General features: G+C 40.1%; 15 protein-coding genes. 6 read left to right on the top strand and 9 right to left on the bottom strand.

Translation table 11 applies throughout. The features are described from left to right. Positions 1 to 14 precede the first annotated feature (14 nt). Complete coding sequence (locus K7X70_RS04865) at positions 15 to 1,358, bottom strand: putative porin (RefSeq protein WP_222536004.1); 1,344 nt, start codon at positions 1,356 to 1,358, stop codon at positions 15 to 17. Between the two features lie 322 nt (positions 1,359 to 1,680). Between K7X70_RS04865 and K7X70_RS04860 the strand changes: the two genes are divergently transcribed. Next, complete coding sequence (locus K7X70_RS04860) at positions 1,681 to 2,274, top strand: HD domain-containing protein (protein ID WP_222536003.1); 594 nt, start codon at positions 1,681 to 1,683, stop codon at positions 2,272 to 2,274. 669 nt (positions 2,275 to 2,943) lie between these two features. Continuing rightward, complete coding sequence (locus K7X70_RS04855; protein WP_222536002.1) at positions 2,944 to 4,170, top strand: TCR/Tet family MFS transporter; 1,227 nt, start codon at positions 2,944 to 2,946, stop codon at positions 4,168 to 4,170. A gap of 8 nt (positions 4,171 to 4,178) precedes the next feature. On the opposite strand, the gene K7X70_RS04850 is transcribed toward K7X70_RS04855, so the two are convergent. The 3 genes from K7X70_RS04850 to K7X70_RS04840 all read right to left on the bottom strand — a co-directional run bounded on the left by K7X70_RS04850 (position 4,179) and on the right by K7X70_RS04840 (position 8,028). Further along, complete coding sequence (locus K7X70_RS04850; RefSeq protein ID WP_222536001.1) at positions 4,179 to 4,706, bottom strand: GNAT family N-acetyltransferase; 528 nt, start codon at positions 4,704 to 4,706, stop codon at positions 4,179 to 4,181. A 144-nt stretch (positions 4,707 to 4,850) separates the two neighbouring features. Next, complete coding sequence (locus tag K7X70_RS04845) at positions 4,851 to 6,284, bottom strand: aminotransferase-like domain-containing protein (protein ID WP_222536000.1); 1,434 nt, start codon at positions 6,282 to 6,284, stop codon at positions 4,851 to 4,853. Positions 6,285 to 6,447: 163 nt separating this feature from the next. Next, positions 6,448 to 8,028: a M1 family metallopeptidase gene (locus K7X70_RS04840; RefSeq protein WP_222535999.1), complete on the bottom strand. Its 1,581-nt coding sequence runs from the start codon at positions 8,026 to 8,028 to the stop codon at positions 6,448 to 6,450. A gap of 256 nt (positions 8,029 to 8,284) precedes the next feature. Here K7X70_RS04840 and K7X70_RS04835 point away from each other — a divergent pair, with 256 nt between their 5' ends. Together K7X70_RS04835 and K7X70_RS04830 are read left to right on the top strand one after the other, a co-directional pair. Beyond that, on the top strand, positions 8,285 to 9,190 hold the full coding sequence (locus K7X70_RS04835) for a class I SAM-dependent methyltransferase (RefSeq protein ID WP_222535998.1): 906 nt from the start codon (positions 8,285 to 8,287) through the stop codon (positions 9,188 to 9,190). A 73-nt stretch (positions 9,191 to 9,263) separates the two neighbouring features. Further along, entirely contained in the window at positions 9,264 to 9,743 is a 480-nt protein-coding gene (locus K7X70_RS04830) for a GNAT family N-acetyltransferase (RefSeq protein ID WP_222535997.1), read from the top strand. Between the two features lie 43 nt (positions 9,744 to 9,786). Here the strand turns inward: K7X70_RS04830 and obgE are convergent, their stop codons facing one another. The 3 genes from obgE to K7X70_RS04815 form a co-directional block, all read right to left on the bottom strand. Continuing rightward, positions 9,787 to 10,791 (bottom strand): GTPase ObgE, encoded by a 1,005-nt coding sequence (gene obgE, locus K7X70_RS04825; RefSeq protein ID WP_222535996.1) that lies wholly within the window; start codon positions 10,789 to 10,791, stop codon positions 9,787 to 9,789. Between the two features lie 117 nt (positions 10,792 to 10,908). Continuing rightward, positions 10,909 to 11,478 (bottom strand): adenylate kinase, encoded by a 570-nt coding sequence (locus tag K7X70_RS04820; protein ID WP_062547076.1) that lies wholly within the window; start codon positions 11,476 to 11,478, stop codon positions 10,909 to 10,911. 438 nt (positions 11,479 to 11,916) lie between these two features. Next, positions 11,917 to 13,119 carry an MFS transporter gene (locus K7X70_RS04815; protein ID WP_222535995.1) on the bottom strand — a complete coding sequence of 401 codons (1,203 nt, stop codon included), beginning with the start codon at positions 13,117 to 13,119 and terminating at the stop codon, positions 11,917 to 11,919. A gap of 88 nt (positions 13,120 to 13,207) precedes the next feature. Between K7X70_RS04815 and K7X70_RS24520 the strand changes: the two genes are divergently transcribed. Then, entirely contained in the window at positions 13,208 to 14,065 is an 858-nt protein-coding gene (locus K7X70_RS24520) for an AraC family transcriptional regulator (protein WP_222535994.1), read from the top strand. A gap of 143 nt (positions 14,066 to 14,208) precedes the next feature. Continuing rightward, positions 14,209 to 14,673, top strand: coding sequence for a DUF2147 domain-containing protein (locus tag K7X70_RS04805; protein ID WP_222535993.1), 465 nt, complete (start codon positions 14,209 to 14,211; stop codon positions 14,671 to 14,673). Positions 14,674 to 14,786: 113 nt separating this feature from the next. Here K7X70_RS04805 and K7X70_RS04800 read toward each other — a convergent pair whose 3' ends face one another. Next, the gene (locus K7X70_RS04800) at positions 14,787 to 15,713 is read right to left on the bottom strand and encodes a bestrophin family protein (RefSeq protein WP_062547070.1); all 927 of its coding nucleotides are present in this window, start codon (positions 15,711 to 15,713) and stop codon (positions 14,787 to 14,789) included. Between the two features lie 27 nt (positions 15,714 to 15,740). Next, positions 15,741 to 16,238 (bottom strand): hypothetical protein, encoded by a 498-nt coding sequence (locus K7X70_RS04795; protein WP_222535992.1) that lies wholly within the window; start codon positions 16,236 to 16,238, stop codon positions 15,741 to 15,743. Between the last annotated feature and the right edge of the window lie 62 nt (positions 16,239 to 16,300).

Genomic DNA, 16,300 nt, shown 5'->3' with positions numbered 1-16,300 from the left:
TCGTAGATGTGATGTTAAAAATAATAGCCGATGTTAATGTTAAAGCGGCTGTGCCATTTGGCATCTGGATTTCCTGAGGCGAGACCATTTTGCCATTCAGGACCTAACCAGGGTTGATTTTTTCCTGATGCCCAATCCACATAAGTAACCAGGTTACCTGCGTTCAGCATCATTCCCAATACATTCATTTGTGTATCGGTACTTCCCTTTTGTGTCTTATCCATATAAGAATAGTTTTCATAAAAGGTGATTGAACTGACCGGACCAATCTTTACGGGTTGGGTAAAGGCGACAGATGCAGTGTGTAAATATGCTTTTGTGGCCGCATCATAAGTGGAACCATAAGCACCCAGATTTACGGTTTGGTTATATTGTGCTGAATCTGCGAGATGGTATTGATAATACATCGACTGCAGTTTAACATTGAACTTCCCAAAAGTAAGGTCGGTATGGATGGCTGCTGCCCATCTGGAGCCCATATTTCCGGTAGGGATGTTGTAAACACCGCCCAGCATTCCAGAAATACCGATTCGTTTATTTTCTGAGAGTAAATATTCTGTTTTTACGTTCCCCTGGTTTACTTCTTTATTTCTGCCCGCAACATCATAAGAATATCGCGAAGGATCGATGCTGGTTTTATCGCCAAAATCCAGTTCCATTGCACTTTTAAAGAAGGCCAAATCATACATCCAGCGATTGCTGCGTTGATGGAACCTGATTCCCATGGAAGCTTTATCTTCAAAGCCCAGGTAATAGGGAAGGTTAAAAAACCAGTTATGAGAGTTATACGTTGTGTTCCCGAAGGGATTCTGAACTAGTCCAATTGCAAGATTGGTGCTGTCATTGAAGTGATAGGTTAAATACCCATCTTTTAAAAAAGATCCGCCGGAGGCTTTAGCATAAAACCGATATTCTGCGTGGAAATCTAGTTTTTTGTGGGAGGCATCTACATTGATTCTGAACATATCCAGTCCGAAATCTCCGCCTCTTTTTACTTGTTCTTTTTTCCAGGAGGAAAGGTTGTAGTTGAACCTTAATGCACCCCCTATTTTGAGTGTAGGCTTTTTTGCCCGCTGTATTGAATTTGCCTGTTTTCCCCGGCCTGCTGTATCACTCTGTTTTGCCGATACGTTCTGCTTGAGCGTATCTTCTTTATTTTTTGGAGATGCCTTATTTGCCTGGCCTTCCCTGCTTGCTTTTCTTGTCGAATCTGGCTGATCCCTCCTGTCCAGCTGATCTGCTCCTAATGGAATTTGGGCTGCAGCGGTTAATATGGGGGTTGGATCTTGGGCCAGCGTCGTCAGTGGGACAACAAAAAATAGTGTTAAACAGCCTATGAGCTGTGTGAATTTTACCATAATATTTTATTAGTACAAATCAGTTCCATTACTGTTTGTAATCAAATGCTTTAAATAAAACATTAAATGAAAATCGGGGGGCAATCCCCTTAGACATTTGAACAGATTTACACCTGTTTCTTTAAAAGAAATTGACTAGCAAATTCCGACGAATCCGCTGAGCTTTAAATTAAAAACACGACAAAGGTACGAAAAAAGAGGCTAAAAAACAAGTCCACCGCCAAATTAGCTACTCAGTAATGGGGATATACCTGACCAGAATATGATAGAAAAAGATGAATAAAAGCCTACTTTTGGATCTTTAAAAATCTTGAAAACCCTTATGGATTTAACGAACCTGTCCAAACAGATGGCCTTCATTCACGAAATTGACAAACTCAAATATATACAGCGAAAAACGCGTCTATTCAACAGTATGCGACATGAAAACGATGCTGAGCACAGTTGGCACCTCGCCATGATGGCCATGGTACTTGCCGAGCACGCGAATGAAAAAGTAGACGTAATGAAAGTGGTCAAGATGCTGCTCATTCACGACATTGTAGAGATCGATTCAGGAGATATTTTTTTATATGATACCAACGCGAATCACGACAATACTCTCGAAGAACAGAAGGCTGCAGCACGGATTTTCGGCCTTTTACCTGAACAGCAAGCAGAAGAATTTATTTCACTATGGGAAGAATTTGAAGCTGGAATCACTGCAGAATCTAAGTTTGCCAAGACCATTGACAGACTGGAACCAGTTCTTCAAAACGTCTCCAATGAAGGAGGAACCTGGAGCGAATTTGAGGTAAAATATGATATGGTACTCAAAAAAACACGCAAAATGAAGGATGGTTCAGAGGTATTATGGGACCATACTCAGAATTTATTTGAGGAAAGTATGACCAGAGGCATCTTAAAGAAAAACTAACCTTGATAAAGATTGGAGTAGCCTCAACATAACCGCTGGATCATTACTGGTAAAACAGCTGATCTAGTCAATACATTTAAATACATCAGGAAGACAATTATAAGACCCGCTCCTGCGTATATAATTAAAATGACAGATTGATGAGTACTACATTAGCTTTCTGCAATTAAAAGCAACAGAGCTCTTCAAAAACAAGCCTGGATGTAGTCGGGAAGAGACCTACTTTCTTGTAGCTGTTGGAAGGGGTTGGGATAGCAGAGACTAAAGCAACCCTATCCGAACCCTATTATAAGGCCGATCTCTTCCCGAACACTACCCGACCACTATCTCGTCTTTTTATCTTGGTCTTATACTCACTATTTTTTTGCTTTTTCGATAACCGGAATCGTCAAGCTTTCGGTATTTTCAAAAGAATATCAAGTATTAAAAGAAAAACTGGACAGCCTCCTAAGAACCCCGTTTAAATGTTTCGGATGCACGCCCTACTTGATAGAAAACATCCTCGACAGCAGATTTAAAATGGTGCTTTGATTTTGCAGAGTTTAAGCCTGAGGTCGGTTTTGAATTTAAATTTTAGAAAAATAGCGCATAATCCATAATATATCAGATCAGGAAACCCGATTTTTAAATTAGAAGCAATAACTTGCGCCTTCATATCCTAAAAATTTTATGGCATCATCCAGAAAAGCGGCGTTAAGCTTCATTTTCATCACCATGTTATTGGACGTGATTGGCATTGGGCTGATCATTCCGGTATTCCCTCAATTGATAGAACAGTTGATCCATGGCAATATCAGTGAAGCTTCACAATGGAGCGGCTTACTCATGTTTGCTTATGCCATTATGCAATTCATCTGTGCCCCGATTATCGGTAACCTGAGTGATAAATATGGCAGAAGACCAGTATTACTTTTCTCTTTATTTGGCTTTGGCATCGATTATATTTTCCTGGCTTTAGCCCCAAGTATCTGGTGGTTATTCCTTGGCCGCATCATTGCGGGCATGTTTGGTGCCAGTATGACCACTGCTACAGCCTATATTGCCGACATCAGTACGCCGGAAAACAGGGCGCAAAACTTCGGCTTAATTGGCGCCGCATTCGGTTTAGGCTTTGTAGTTGGTCCTGCGCTAGGTGGCCTGCTTGGTGAGCTTGGCCCAAGAGTCCCTTTCATTGCGGCAGCTGTCCTTACGTTTGTCAATGTGATTTACGGCTATTTTGTATTGCCTGAGTCATTGGATAAGGCTCACCGACGTTCTTTTGAATGGTCCAGAGCCAATCCGGTAGGTTCCTTACTTTGCCTCAAAAAGTACAAAGGTGTGGGTGGTTTAATCGTGGCTTTAATTTTTATTTATATTGCTGGTCAGGCGCTGCAAAGTACCTGGACATTCATCAATATCGAACGTTTCCAATGGAATACTTTCCTCATCGGCATCTCACTGGCCACTGCGGGAATATTAGTTGCGCTGGTTCAGGGTGGCTTAATCAGGTACACAAGTCCGCGGTTAGGTAATGAAAAGAGCATATATATCGGCCTTGCGTTTTCTGTCCTGGGTATGCTGTTATTTGCCTTTGCGAACCAAAGCTGGATGATGTTTGCCTTTCTCGTGCCCTACTGTCTGGGTGGAATTGCCGGCCCTGCCTTACAAGCCACAATCTCTCAAAACGTTCCACAGAACGAACAAGGAGAACTACAAGGTGCTTTAACCAGTCTGATGAGTGCCACTTCTATTGTAGGTCCCCTACTCATGACCAATTTATTCGCCTGGTTTACCAATCCAAAAGCACCATTTAAATTTTCCGGTGCTCCCTTCCTTGCTGCTGCAATATTTATGCTGATCAGCTTATGGATTTGCAGGAACACCATGAAAAAAGAATCTTTTATCAATAGAAAATAGCAACGTATTTAAGGGTTTTCCCTGATCAGTATCACCGATGGAAAAGTTAGCCCGGCTATACTGATCTCTTCTGTTCCCTTTTGTTGAAATCCATATTGCTCATAGAAAGTAATGTGATCCTGTACATCGATTCTTTCTCTGCTCTTTAACACTCCATAAGATTTACAGACATTCAGGAATTTCTCCATCAGGAACTCTTTTGCGCCGCTTCCTCTATAAGCATCCAACACTTCCAGATCTTCGAGGTGTACCACACGTTTATCTTTCAACGCTTCCGGAACCTCTCCATTTCCACTGAAGTACGCGTATCCCGCAGGCTGATCCTCCACATACACCACGATCAATTGATTAGAGAATGTATTTAAATTACTTATAATGGTATCCGTATTGAATTTATCGAACAAGTAGTTTTCAATTTGACTGGGACTCAGTAATCCGGTATATTTCTCTTGTGCGCGCTTCTCCCCCAGTTCCTGCAGTATGGCAATTCCTTCTTCGGAGGCAATAGTAAACTTTGTTTTTATCTTATTTTCCATGTTCATAGTCATTAAAGATCAATCCCTGATGGCTGTTCCTCTTGATAACTGAGTGGCATCCTCGACGATCTATTTCTGGGGCAAATTAGGAATTGCGGAAAGATAAAAGGGGTTCAGTATACTTTAATCTATGGGGTACAGATGCTATTCCTGAAGGATACTCCCTGCAAATAGCCCTGCCTGTTTCAGAACGTTCTCCCGGAAAGGCGTGTACTTTACTGCAAAAACGATTCTAAAGTATTGTTCAAAAGCATTGCTGTAAGAAAAAGTATAACCTGGTGTGAAACGTACGCCGATTTCTTCGCAATGGCCATGAAATCTAACCATATCAATCTCTTTTTCCATTTTAAGCCAGATGCTATAACCTCCTTTAGGGGTAGAAATTAACGTCTTCTCTGGAAAATGCGTAGAAATAAGCTCCATTGTCTGATAACACTGGCTAGCCAATTTCATCCGGAAGGAACGGATATGACGTTCATAGCTATTGGTCGATAAAATTTTCAGCATGGTTTCCTGGTACACTGGTGCTACGGTACTGCCCAATGAAAACTTGATTTGCTCCGCCTCTTTAAAAAATTTTCCGGTAAACAGCCAGCCTAAACGAATCCCTGAAGCCAGGGTTTTTGAAAAAGAAGAAAAGGTCATGACTAATCCAGTATCGTCCATGGAACTAATATTTCCCGGACGATGGTCACCAAAATTAAGATCACCGTATACGTCATTCTCAATAATGGGAATGTCTCGGGTCCTGGCCATTTCCAGTAACCTTAATTTGTTTTCATCAGACATCAGGAAGCCTGTAGGATTATGAAAGTTAGGGGTAAGTGCAATCGCTTTTATAGGAATGGCCTTTAGCGTTTGTTCCAGAAAGTCCAGGTCAAAACCATCAGCGCCCAACACTGGAATTTCCACAATTTTAAGCTTCAAGGTAGTCAATACCTGTAACATTGAAAATACGCATGGACTTTCAATCGCCACCGCATCACCCGCTGTGGTTACCGCAGCCAGGGCAATATAAAAGGCTTGCAATGCGCCGTCAGTAATGATTAACCCTTCGCTATCAAAAGTTCCGTGATTTAAGGCCGAATGCCTTGTAATCTGCTCTTTCAATGGCTCTGAACCATTGGAAGGATAATACCTAAGTAATTTTGTCCCTTTTTCCCTGATCACCTGCTGCATATTTCTCAGGATCATTTTCTGAGGGATAAACAGATCATCCGGGGTAGCTACATTAAACTCACTTAGACTATGACGATGCGACGGATTTACACTAGCCGTGATGGCTAGCAAATTGTTTCTAAACAACTCATCTCTGAGCCTGGCGTGACTTGGTGGTGTCACAAGTCCCCCACTAGTACTTGCTTTGGGCAATGCCACATAATAACCCGATTTGGGGACACATTCTACCAGTCCCAAAATAACTAAAAGCTCATAGGCTTTGTTAATGGTACTTAAACTTGCTTTGTATTGCTGTTTTAAGCTTCTAACCGAAGGAAGTTTATGTCCTGGTTTTAACCTTCCTTCGGTAATATTAATTGCGATCTCTGCCGAAATCTCTTCATATCTATACTGGTTCATAGGAAAATTTAGCCATCAAATTTACTGATATTGATGGTGCTTTCCCATAAGCCATATTCACCTTTTAAAATGTGGACAACCCTGTGGATAAAGAGTGGACAACCCTGTGGATAAAGAGTGGATAACCGGTGGATAACACTGTGAACAACCATGTGGATAAATGTTATTTAAAACCTCCTTCTTTGTTAATCAGCTTGAAATAAGCATCTAAATTCACTCCTAAAGAGGTTTCAAATGCCGCTTTCAAATCTTCAGGCTGAGGGTGCTTATTCTTCCATAAGCTGAAATAATATTGAAAAGCTTTGTCCATCTTTTCTCTTCCCACTTCATTCTCCAAAATGAACAGCCATAAAGCTGTTTTCACATAGGAAGACATACTATATTCATCAGAACTGCTAAATTTATCTGAAGGGGTTTCAATGGCTGCTTTCATTGGAATTGAGGCTAACGCATTATAGATACTGGTTAGAAACTCTTTCTCTGGCATTTTCTTTACTTGCTCAGGGATGGCATCTCCAAAGAGACTATTGGAGCGGTATTTTTCCGCTTCATATCTGAATTGAAAATAAGTATTCAATCCTTCATCCAGCCAGGCATGCTGACGCTCATTACTGCCCAGCATACTCATGAACCAATTGTGTCCTACCTCATGCGTAATGACCGCATCTAAAGTTTCTTTTTTAGCATCCGGACTAGTGATTAACGTAATGGTTGGATACTCCATCCCACCGCTTGAATTGTTAACCGGCCCTTCTACCACTTGAACCACCGGATATTCATATTCGCCAATCCATTTACTGTAATGTTTTACGGCATCCTTGGTATAATCGATACTGTTGGTCCATAAAGTTGGTTTTTTATTGTGGGAATAGGTAAAGGCATCCACCACTTTTCCAGAAGCCAGCTGCGCCGTATCATACTGGATCACAAAATTCTTTGCGGCAAACCAGGCAAAATCAGGCACATGATTCATCTCATAGGTCAGTGTCTTTGTTGGAGACTTGCGAATCGGCTTATAAAGTTCAGGCTTTCCGCTTCTATTAGCGGTATTTGCAGCACCCAGTTTTTTATATAGGGCCAGTTCATCAGCGGTCTGCAGTACTCCAGTAGCACCTACTACATAGTCTGAAGGCAAGGTAATATTGACCTTAAAAGCAGCATAATCGCTATAAAACTCTCCCATATCAAGGTATGGGAACTCATGCCAGCCACTTTTATCAAATACAGCAGGCTTTGGATACCACTGACAAATCATAAACTCACCATCAGCAAAACCTGATCTCGAGAAATATGAAGGCAGTTTTACATTGAAATCCGTACTGATATCGACCGATTCGCCAGGTTTTAATGGGTTCGGTAACTTTACTTTAATCACATCGATATATTGAGGATTTGGATGTGCTTCTGTAACAGCAATCTGTCCATTCACTTTAAAGTTTAAACCATCAATACTGCCGAAGGTGTATTTTTCCATTTTCTTGGTTCTGCTGGTATCATTTTTCAATTGCTGGAACAGCGCAGTAGATTCCTGTTTATAGGCATTCGGCCAAATGTGGAACCAAATAAAATCAAGTGTACTAGGAGAATTGTTTTTGTAAACAATCTGTTCTGAGCCCTTAAGGGTTTTTGCCTGGTCATTTAAGGAGACGTCTATCTGATAACTGACTTCTTGCTGCCAATATTTATCCTGTGCAAAACCGAAACTGCTAAAGCAGACAAAAAGGATGATCAAGCATTTTTTCATGCGTTTATTGTTATGATTAAAGGTAATGGTGTCCTTTCCAGGGCACCTCAATTATATTTCTTCTAAGGTATTCTTTTCTATGGAAGCTTAGTAAGTCTTCTGGGGATCAAAGATCAAGCCTTTTCCTGAATACTGAACCCTTACAATCCCTAATTACTTGAGAATAAGGAGAATATTAACATAATTTAACATTTACGTTTAATTTCTTCAGGAAAAAAATAATTAGATTTAATACAACCTAAGCAATTCACCGAAAATGTTCCACAAAGAAAGTTATGAACTCCATGAAAAATGGTACAATGAAAAGTTTCCAACTCCGGAAGCTAAATCCGCATACTTTAAAAAGAGCAGATACGAAGATACCACTAGCATAGGTTCCTGGTTACAGCGTTTATTTTTTGATTGCCTGAACCCGCTGCTGAAAAATAAAGAACAGAAATGGCTCACTGTTGGCGATGCTTATGGTTTTGATGCCCGATACATCCTTAACAATGGCAATCAGGCTACTGCAACGGACCTGAACACAGATTTCCTGAGCATTGCCCATCAGGAAGGAATAGTAAATGATTTCCGTTCAGAAAACGCGGAGAAACTATCTTTTGACGACAATACTTATGATTTTGTGCTTTGCAAAGAGTCTTACCATCACTTTCCGAGACCTTATTCGGCTTTGTATGAAATGATCCGGGTTTGTAAAAAAGGCATTGTGATCATCGAACCACAGGATCCGATTTCAAAAATGCCATTGCTGCTGTTTATGGTGAACACCTTAAACTCCATTAAAGGCAATCTCGGTTCCAGGGTTTGGAAAAACCGGTTTTCTTATGAACCAGTCGGCAATTTTGTCTATAAAGTATCAGAACGTGAGTTTGAAAAATTTGCCGCTGGTCTGAATCTCCCAATGGTGGCTTTTAAGCGCATCAACCCAAACTTTTATTTTAGTGGTGCAGAAGGAATTACTGCCGATAACCGCAGCAAAAAATTCAGATCTATCTACCTTAAGAAGTCGATTCTGGACCTATTATCGAAATTAAAAATTATTCCAGGACAAGTTTTATCGGCCATTATTTTTAAAGAAATACCTACAGCTGAGGAACTGCTGCAACTTAAAAAAGAGGGCTATAAATTACAGAATATTCCAAAAAACCCATACCTTAATTAAAGCATCAGCCGGGTTAAATTAAGGCATTAAACACTGGCTGTACATATAATTTATAGGGGAAATTGATCGTACCATGAATACCTACATACACCTTAGCAGAACGAATCCTGATCATTTAGATTTCAGGAAACTCATTGCGCTTTTAGATGAAAATCTGAGTGAAAACAATGGAGAAGCGCAATCCTTTTTTAGTCAGTTCAATAAAACTGATCAAATTAAACATGTAGTCATCGCTTATATGGAAGGCGTTGCCATTGGCTGTGGATCTATCAAAGCATATGATTCAGGCACCATGGAAGTGAAACGTATGTTTGTACATCCGGAATTTCGGAATATCGGCATTGCCACAAATATCCTCCTTCACCTGGAAAAATGGGCAAAGGAGATGGGCTATGAAAGGTGTATTCTGGAAACCAGCGACAAGCAGAAGGAAGCGGTCATTTTATATCAGAAAAGAGGTTATCAACAGATTCCAAATTATGCCCAATATGAAAATGTGGCGGGTAGCATCTGTATGGAGAAGAAACTAAAAGACCTTTCTACTGCTATTTAGGCAGTGGAAAGGTCTTTCTTATATGCTTTAGCAGGAAATTTACTTATGCTTCTTCATTAATGGATTCCCATAGCATATCTTTCAATTCTGTTAGGCCTTTTTGAGCTACAGATGAGATAAATATGGATGGAACATGGCTAGGAATGTCTTTTTTCATTTCTGCCGTCAGCTCTTCATCCAGCATATCAGATTTCGTGATGGCCAATAAATGAGGTTTTTGCATCAATTCCGGGTTGTAATCTCTCAATTCCGTTTTCAGAATCTCATATTCTTCTGCAATGGTACGGTGCGTATCTGCAGGTACCATGAAAAGCAATACAGAGTTTCTTTCGATATGGCGAAGGAAGCGGAATCCCAAACCTTTACCTTTTGAAGCGCCTTCAATAATTCCAGGGATGTCTGCCATTACAAATGACTTACCGCCACGATAGGCTACAATACCCAGGTTTGGTACTAAAGTAGTAAATGGATAATCTGCGATTTCTGGTTTCGCTGCTGACAATACAGAAAGCAATGTCGATTTTCCAGCATTAGGGAAACCTACCAGACCAACATCAGCAAGAACTTTTAATTCCAGCACCATCCATTGTTCTTTACCAGATTCACCTGGCTGAGCAAAACGTGGAGTTTGCTGGGTTGGCGTTTTGAAATGCCAGTTTCCCAATCCACCACGACCACCAGGTGTCAGGATTTTAGTCTCTCCATCTTTAGTGATTTCGAAAAGTACTTCCCCTGTTTCCGCATCTTTAGCAATCGTTCCAAGAGGTACATCTAAGATCTCATCTTTACCAAATTTACCAGAAGAGGTACCGCTTGATCCTGGCTGACCATCCTGAGCAATGATGTGCTTACGATATTTTAAATGGAGTAAAGTCCAGAATTGCGAGTTTCCTCTCAATATGATGTGTCCACCGCGCCCGCCATCACCACCATCAGGACCACCTGTAGAAGTGCGTATATCACGATGCAAGTGTGCAGAACCTGCCCCTCCCTTACCTGAGCGACAGCATATTTTAACATAATCTACAAAATTTGAACCTTGCGACATAACCTTCTTTTTTAAAAATAAAAAAGCCGACTTAAAAGTCGGGCTTTTGCGGTACTGATTTTAAATCAGTACCAAATTTATGATAAATATGCCAGAGTTTCCGGCACATCTTTTATACTAATACTGATCAACAACCGCACGTAACTCGGTAAAGATTGCATCGATATTACCGATACCGTTTACTTTACTTAGTTTACCCTGTGCTTCGTAGTAGGGCAAAACATGGATAGTTTTGCTAAAATACTCGTCGATTCTTTTTTGCAGTTTATCTGCCTGATCATCCACACGACCGCTTTCCAACTGACGTTGTGCGATACGTTTGGTTAATTCTTCCTGATCAACATCTAAAGCAATTACACCTGCAATACTGCTGCCTTTGCTCTCTAAAAATTCATCAAGTGCAATTGCCTGAGGAACTGTTCGTGGAAATCCGTCAAAAATAAAGCCTTTAGCTTCCGGGTTTTTATCCACTTCTTCTTCCAGCATAGCGATCGTGATCTCATCAGGAACCAATTGTCCGTCTGCGATCAACTCACTTACTTTCTGCCCTAATGGTGATTGATTTTTAATGTGAGCCCTAAAAAGGTCACCTGTGGAAATGTGGATCAATTGATACTGATCGATCAATTTCTGAGATTGAGTGCCTTTGCCTGCACCCGGTGGGCCAAAGAGAACAAAATTAAGCATTTGGTTTGTCTTTAAATTTAGAAAGTCTGTGGCCTTCGCCTGCGACTTTAGTTTCCTATTTAGTGTAATTATTCAAATGATCCCAGCCCTAAATTCCTACCCTGCAAATCCACCTGGCAAACAAAAAGATTTCAAATCATCTGATACTTTCAGTCTTCAAAACCAGCCTATCATTTTGGAGACCATTTCTAGAGGATTCAAGTGTAAAACTGATGCTTTCCATAAGAAAGACGCCAATTTTAGCTCGAATTACCTGTTTTAACGTTCAAAACAAGTAAAGTCCTTTTGAGGTTGCAAATATATAATTATTAATTTAGTATAGTTAATTTTTGACAAATTCTTAGCCATGAATTTCCTATTTATGTTAATTTCAGGCTGAAACATCGTGTAAATATAACACTATGGTGTTCGGTGTTTAAAAATCAGTTTATAAAAACCTCATACCGCCGTTGATTTTACCCGAATAAATGCCTTTGCTTTAGTGGATAGCAAGACTATCATCAGGGCTATAGTACTCCATGCGAGCATCTGCCAGGTAGCTCCCTCCCAGCCTCCAAATTTCCAGGCCAGTAAACCGGCATAGGTTCCTACCGCAGCGCCGATAAAATAAGTGGTCATGTAGATGGTATTTAACCGGCTGTGTGCTTGTTCATCCAGACTGTAAATTCTGGTGAAATTGGTGATTTGTGTGGCTTGTACCCCAATGTCCAGAAAGAATACACTGATCACCAGTACGGCCACTGAAAAAGGGAATAATTTGATCAGAATGATGCTGCCAATGATCATGGAAACGGTGAGGAGTAAAGACTTGTAAACACTCCCTTTATCTGCCAGTTTCCCAAAATACGGAGCCACTAAAGCCCCTCCAATCGCAATCAGGCCAAATAAGCCGATGGTACCCGCATGAAAATTTAAGGGAGCTGCACTCAAATGAAAAGTAAGCGTTGTCCAGAAGGAACAGAACACCCCAAAAGTAAAGGCACCCAGGATGGCAGCTTGTCGGAGCACCTTATATTCTTTAATTAAGGATAAAGTTGATTTGAGTAAGTTGATGTAATTCCCTTTGAATTTGGCCGGTGCTTCAGGAAGGTATATTTTCAATAAAACACTGACGCTAAGCACCATAAATGCAGAAAGCGCAAAAACAGAACGCCAGCCAAAAAATTCCGTCAGCAGGCCAGCGATGACCCTTGCCCCTAAAATTCCAACCAGGATTCCGCTAAAGACTTTCCCTACAGTTGCCCCACGATTTTCCTTTCCTAAAGTAGCAGCCATTGGCAGAATAATCTGTGCGGGGGTAGAGCACAAACCAACAAAGAAACTCAGTACGGAAATTTGTAAAAGTGTATGTGAAAAACTCACTAATATTAAGCTGAGGCACAACAATGAGGATAGTAAAATGATCAGGTTCTTCCGGTTTACTTTATCGCCCAGTGGCAGCAGAAAAAACATCCCCAGTCCATACCCCAGCTGTGAAATCATAGATATTTTGCCGATTTCGCTTTCTGAAGCCTGCATTGTTAATCCGATTTCTCTAAGAATAGGTTGATTATAATATACGTTTGCTACTATAATTCCTGCGGAAACTGCCATTAAAGGAATCACTCCGCTGCGTATCTTTGTACTTTGATTGGGTAACATAATTGATCATTTGATGAATGCTGCAAAGCTATTACCCGGGCGACCCTATAAATGGTAGATATTCATCTTATACTTGTAAAAAGCAACTGTGAAAAGATTTATTCAGCATGAAGCCTTATTTGTGAGGCATTTTGAAACGGAAAAATGGCCTTTTCCTTTGCACAACCACGACCATTATGAATTGGTGTTTATCCATTCCGGAAAGGGCATACATTCCCACAACCAGGTTGATCAGCGGTATTCCGGGAGAAGTTTATTTTTACTTGCCCCGCAGGATGCTCATATTTTCGAGATTGAAGCACTTACAGAATTCAGTGTACTGAAGTTCAATCATCTATATCTGGAAGGGGTCTCCAATGAAAAGTCTTCTTCAGCATGGAAAAAACTGGTAGATCATTTATTGGCCATTGCCGCTACTTATGATACTTGTTTAGTAAAATCTGAACAGGATATGGAAAAAATTGAACAGTTGATGCGGTTAATTGTACAGGAATGGGAAGCCAATCCTGGAATCGGCAATGAGCTGATGTTTCATTTGATAAGAGGAGTATTCAGTATTCTCAAAAGAAATGTCATTGGAAACATTATTGCTCAGCCCTCTTCTAATGGTGACCTGGTAATTTCTGTTATTGAATTTATCCATGCGCACATACATCAACCGGAATCGTTGAAGTTGAGCGTTTTGGCCTTACATTTCAATTTCTCGCCAAACTATTTGAGTAGCCTGTTTAAGCGACAGCTGAAGGTTTCTATTAAACAGTATATTGACGATTACAAATACAAACTGATTGAAACGCAGCTAAATTCCGGCAGTAAAATTAAAAAAGAAATCAGTAATGATTTTGGCTTTAACGACCTGAGTCATTTCCTAAAGTTTTTAAAGAAATATGCGAATGCCAGTCCAGCGGTATTGTCCAGAAATGACAATGGTACTTTAGCATCCTAATGCAGAGATCCGATGATGCTTGCTAATTGTAGAATTCCTAAATTTTGATCTTTTTTCGTTAATTTTTGCCATTCCTTTAAATTTTTGTCCGTACCTTCTAGTGTGAAAATTATTTCCAACATGACCGATGGAGGTAATTTTGTATGGGCAGATTATTTTTATTAACATCCTTAGTACTGACTTTTTTCTTTATGGCCCCTGCTTTTCCCCAGGATCAGCATAGGGACGCTGATCGTATTGTGGGCAAATGGATCACTGAAAAGAAAAACCTGATCGTAGAAGTCTATAAACAAGACCATAAATACAAAGCAAAAATAGTTTGGTTTGATGATACCGACGACCTTAAAAGGCCTGCTGAAATGAGAAGAGACGATCAAAATCCTGATCCTGCTTTGAGGAAACGGAAGATTCTTGGCCTGGAAATACTGAAACTTCTTGCGTTTAATAAAGAAAGCAATAGCTGGGAGGATGGGGTGATCTACGATGCATTAACCGGAAAAGAGTGGAGCTCTTATGCTTTTATCACCAATAAAGGTTTGCTGAGGGTGAAAGGTTACTGGCGTTTTAAGATATTCTCTAAAAGTTTAGACTTTCTGCCGGTTAAATAATGAGGTCATTTTGAGCAAAAACATAGATAGAAAAGTACTAGAAAAAGAGCCTATAGCACAAAAAGCCTCTTTCCATTGGATTAGAAAGAGGCTTAATACTGGTTAAAAGTTCGTTAAAGGATATAATAAGAGCCAATCCCCGCTTTTTCCAGTTGAGGCAAATCTTCATATAAATTGCTTTCATCAATCATTTGATAAAGGTCTTTTTCGATGTTTCTACAGATCGTTGTGGTAGGAGTATCTGTCGGTTTATTTTCAAATGGATCCTGTAAGTGTACGGCCATTTTCTCTACCAGTAAGAAGAATGCCGCGATAGCAATTACCAGCGGTATTTCCATGTAACCGAAATATTCGATCAATCCGAAAGGCAAAAGCACAATAAACAAGTGTATAGACATGCTGATGTACTTGCTGTAAGTAACCGGAAATACGGTGTTTTTGATGCGCTCAGATCCACCCATATGGTTACACAAAGCCGAAATTGTTCTGTTGATTTCTATTTGCTGGTATTTATTTATCCAGCCTTCGTTCAGGGCCTTTTTTAAATCCATCGCATGTAATTCTAATAAAGCAACGGTCACATTACGTTGGTTTTTAACAAAAGCAAGCTCTTTCTTGTCGAGGTATCTTTCCAGACCTTTGTGTGGACTAAAGCCTCTCAAGCTTTGACTAAGTGCATTACACCAGGCAATTTGTCTTTTGATAAACCTCACTTTGAACTGTTCCACCTCTTCCAGGTCGTATGGACTTTCTACGAATGAAAGGATTTGCCTGGATATGCTTCTTGAATCGTTAACAATTGCTCCCCAGATGATCCTGGCTTCCCACCACCGATCATAAGCCTGATTGGAGCGAAAAGCAAGTAATAAGGATATGATGGTCCCTAAAAGTGCAGGAACTGCAATGGGTATAGAAATCCGGGTGACATGAAAGTTCTGATAAAGGATCACAATACCTAATGAATAAGCGATTACAAAAAACAGCTCTGTTTTGATCTTTCCAAAGATATAAGTAAGGGGTATATTATTTCGTAACAGCATAATTAATGAGCTTATTATGGTTAAAAATTAAGCACTAAGTACCTTCACAGTTTCTGCTGGCATTTTAGTGTCAAACAATTTCTCTTCTCCTGAGAATTCATGGATATCCAGTTCTGTGACTTCACAACCGCAGCGTTTTGTCAATAATCTAGGATCAATGCTAGATTTGTGGATAGGATTAAAATGATATGCTTTTGGGTAGGCGATACAATCTGCATGAACTCCTTCTATGAAATTTTTAAAGGCGGCAACAGTACTCCCATAAAAATAATCTATCCCCATAAACTTAATTTCATTTGAATATTTCTCTTTATAGGCATCCATCTTTGCATAAAACTCATCGCTCACCTTTTCGTAATCTCTGCTCCTCCTGCTTAACATGAGCATATCCGCGATAGAATCGGAAAGTTTAAACGCATGCATGAAGATGATGCCAACATTTTCAGGTTTATTGGTTAAAACCAGGGAGTCGATAATTTTTAAGCTTTCTACATTAAAGTCGGTTGGTACTAAGACAGTTTTCATAACGCTTCTTGTTTAATTTTGGATCAATTAATTAATCCAAGTCTAGCGCAATGTGATTATAG

It is taken from the genome of Pedobacter polysacchareus (assembly GCF_019802255.1).
Classification (GTDB): domain Bacteria; phylum Bacteroidota; class Bacteroidia; order Sphingobacteriales; family Sphingobacteriaceae; genus Pedobacter; species Pedobacter polysacchareus.
This window is presented reverse-complemented; position numbering and strand designations above follow the sequence as displayed.

What these genes read in the sequence shown, in the direction of transcription:
- K7X70_RS04865 (WP_222536004.1), bottom strand. Translation starts at nt 1,358, where the DNA reads ATGGTAAAATTCACACAGCTCATAGGCTGTTTAACACTATTTTTTGTT.
- K7X70_RS04860 (WP_222536003.1), top strand. Translation starts at nt 1,681, where the DNA reads ATGGATTTAACGAACCTGTCCAAACAGATGGCCTTCATTCACGAAATT.
- K7X70_RS04855 (WP_222536002.1), top strand. Translation starts at nt 2,944, where the DNA reads ATGGCATCATCCAGAAAAGCGGCGTTAAGCTTCATTTTCATCACCATG.
- K7X70_RS04850 (WP_222536001.1), bottom strand. Translation starts at nt 4,706, where the DNA reads ATGGAAAATAAGATAAAAACAAAGTTTACTATTGCCTCCGAAGAAGGA.
- K7X70_RS04845 (WP_222536000.1), bottom strand. Translation starts at nt 6,284, where the DNA reads ATGAACCAGTATAGATATGAAGAGATTTCGGCAGAGATCGCAATTAAT.
- K7X70_RS04840 (WP_222535999.1), bottom strand. Translation starts at nt 8,028, where the DNA reads ATGAAAAAATGCTTGATCATCCTTTTTGTCTGCTTTAGCAGTTTCGGT.
- K7X70_RS04835 (WP_222535998.1), top strand. Translation starts at nt 8,285, where the DNA reads ATGTTCCACAAAGAAAGTTATGAACTCCATGAAAAATGGTACAATGAA.
- K7X70_RS04830 (WP_222535997.1), top strand. Translation starts at nt 9,264, where the DNA reads ATGAATACCTACATACACCTTAGCAGAACGAATCCTGATCATTTAGAT.
- obgE (WP_222535996.1), bottom strand. Translation starts at nt 10,791, where the DNA reads ATGTCGCAAGGTTCAAATTTTGTAGATTATGTTAAAATATGCTGTCGC.
- K7X70_RS04820 (WP_062547076.1), bottom strand. Translation starts at nt 11,478, where the DNA reads ATGCTTAATTTTGTTCTCTTTGGCCCACCGGGTGCAGGCAAAGGCACT.
- K7X70_RS04815 (WP_222535995.1), bottom strand. Translation starts at nt 13,119, where the DNA reads ATGTTACCCAATCAAAGTACAAAGATACGCAGCGGAGTGATTCCTTTA.
- K7X70_RS04805 (WP_222535993.1), top strand. Translation starts at nt 14,209, where the DNA reads ATGGGCAGATTATTTTTATTAACATCCTTAGTACTGACTTTTTTCTTT.
- K7X70_RS04800 (WP_062547070.1), bottom strand. Translation starts at nt 15,713, where the DNA reads ATGCTGTTACGAAATAATATACCCCTTACTTATATCTTTGGAAAGATC.
- K7X70_RS04795 (WP_222535992.1), bottom strand. Translation starts at nt 16,238, where the DNA reads ATGAAAACTGTCTTAGTACCAACCGACTTTAATGTAGAAAGCTTAAAA.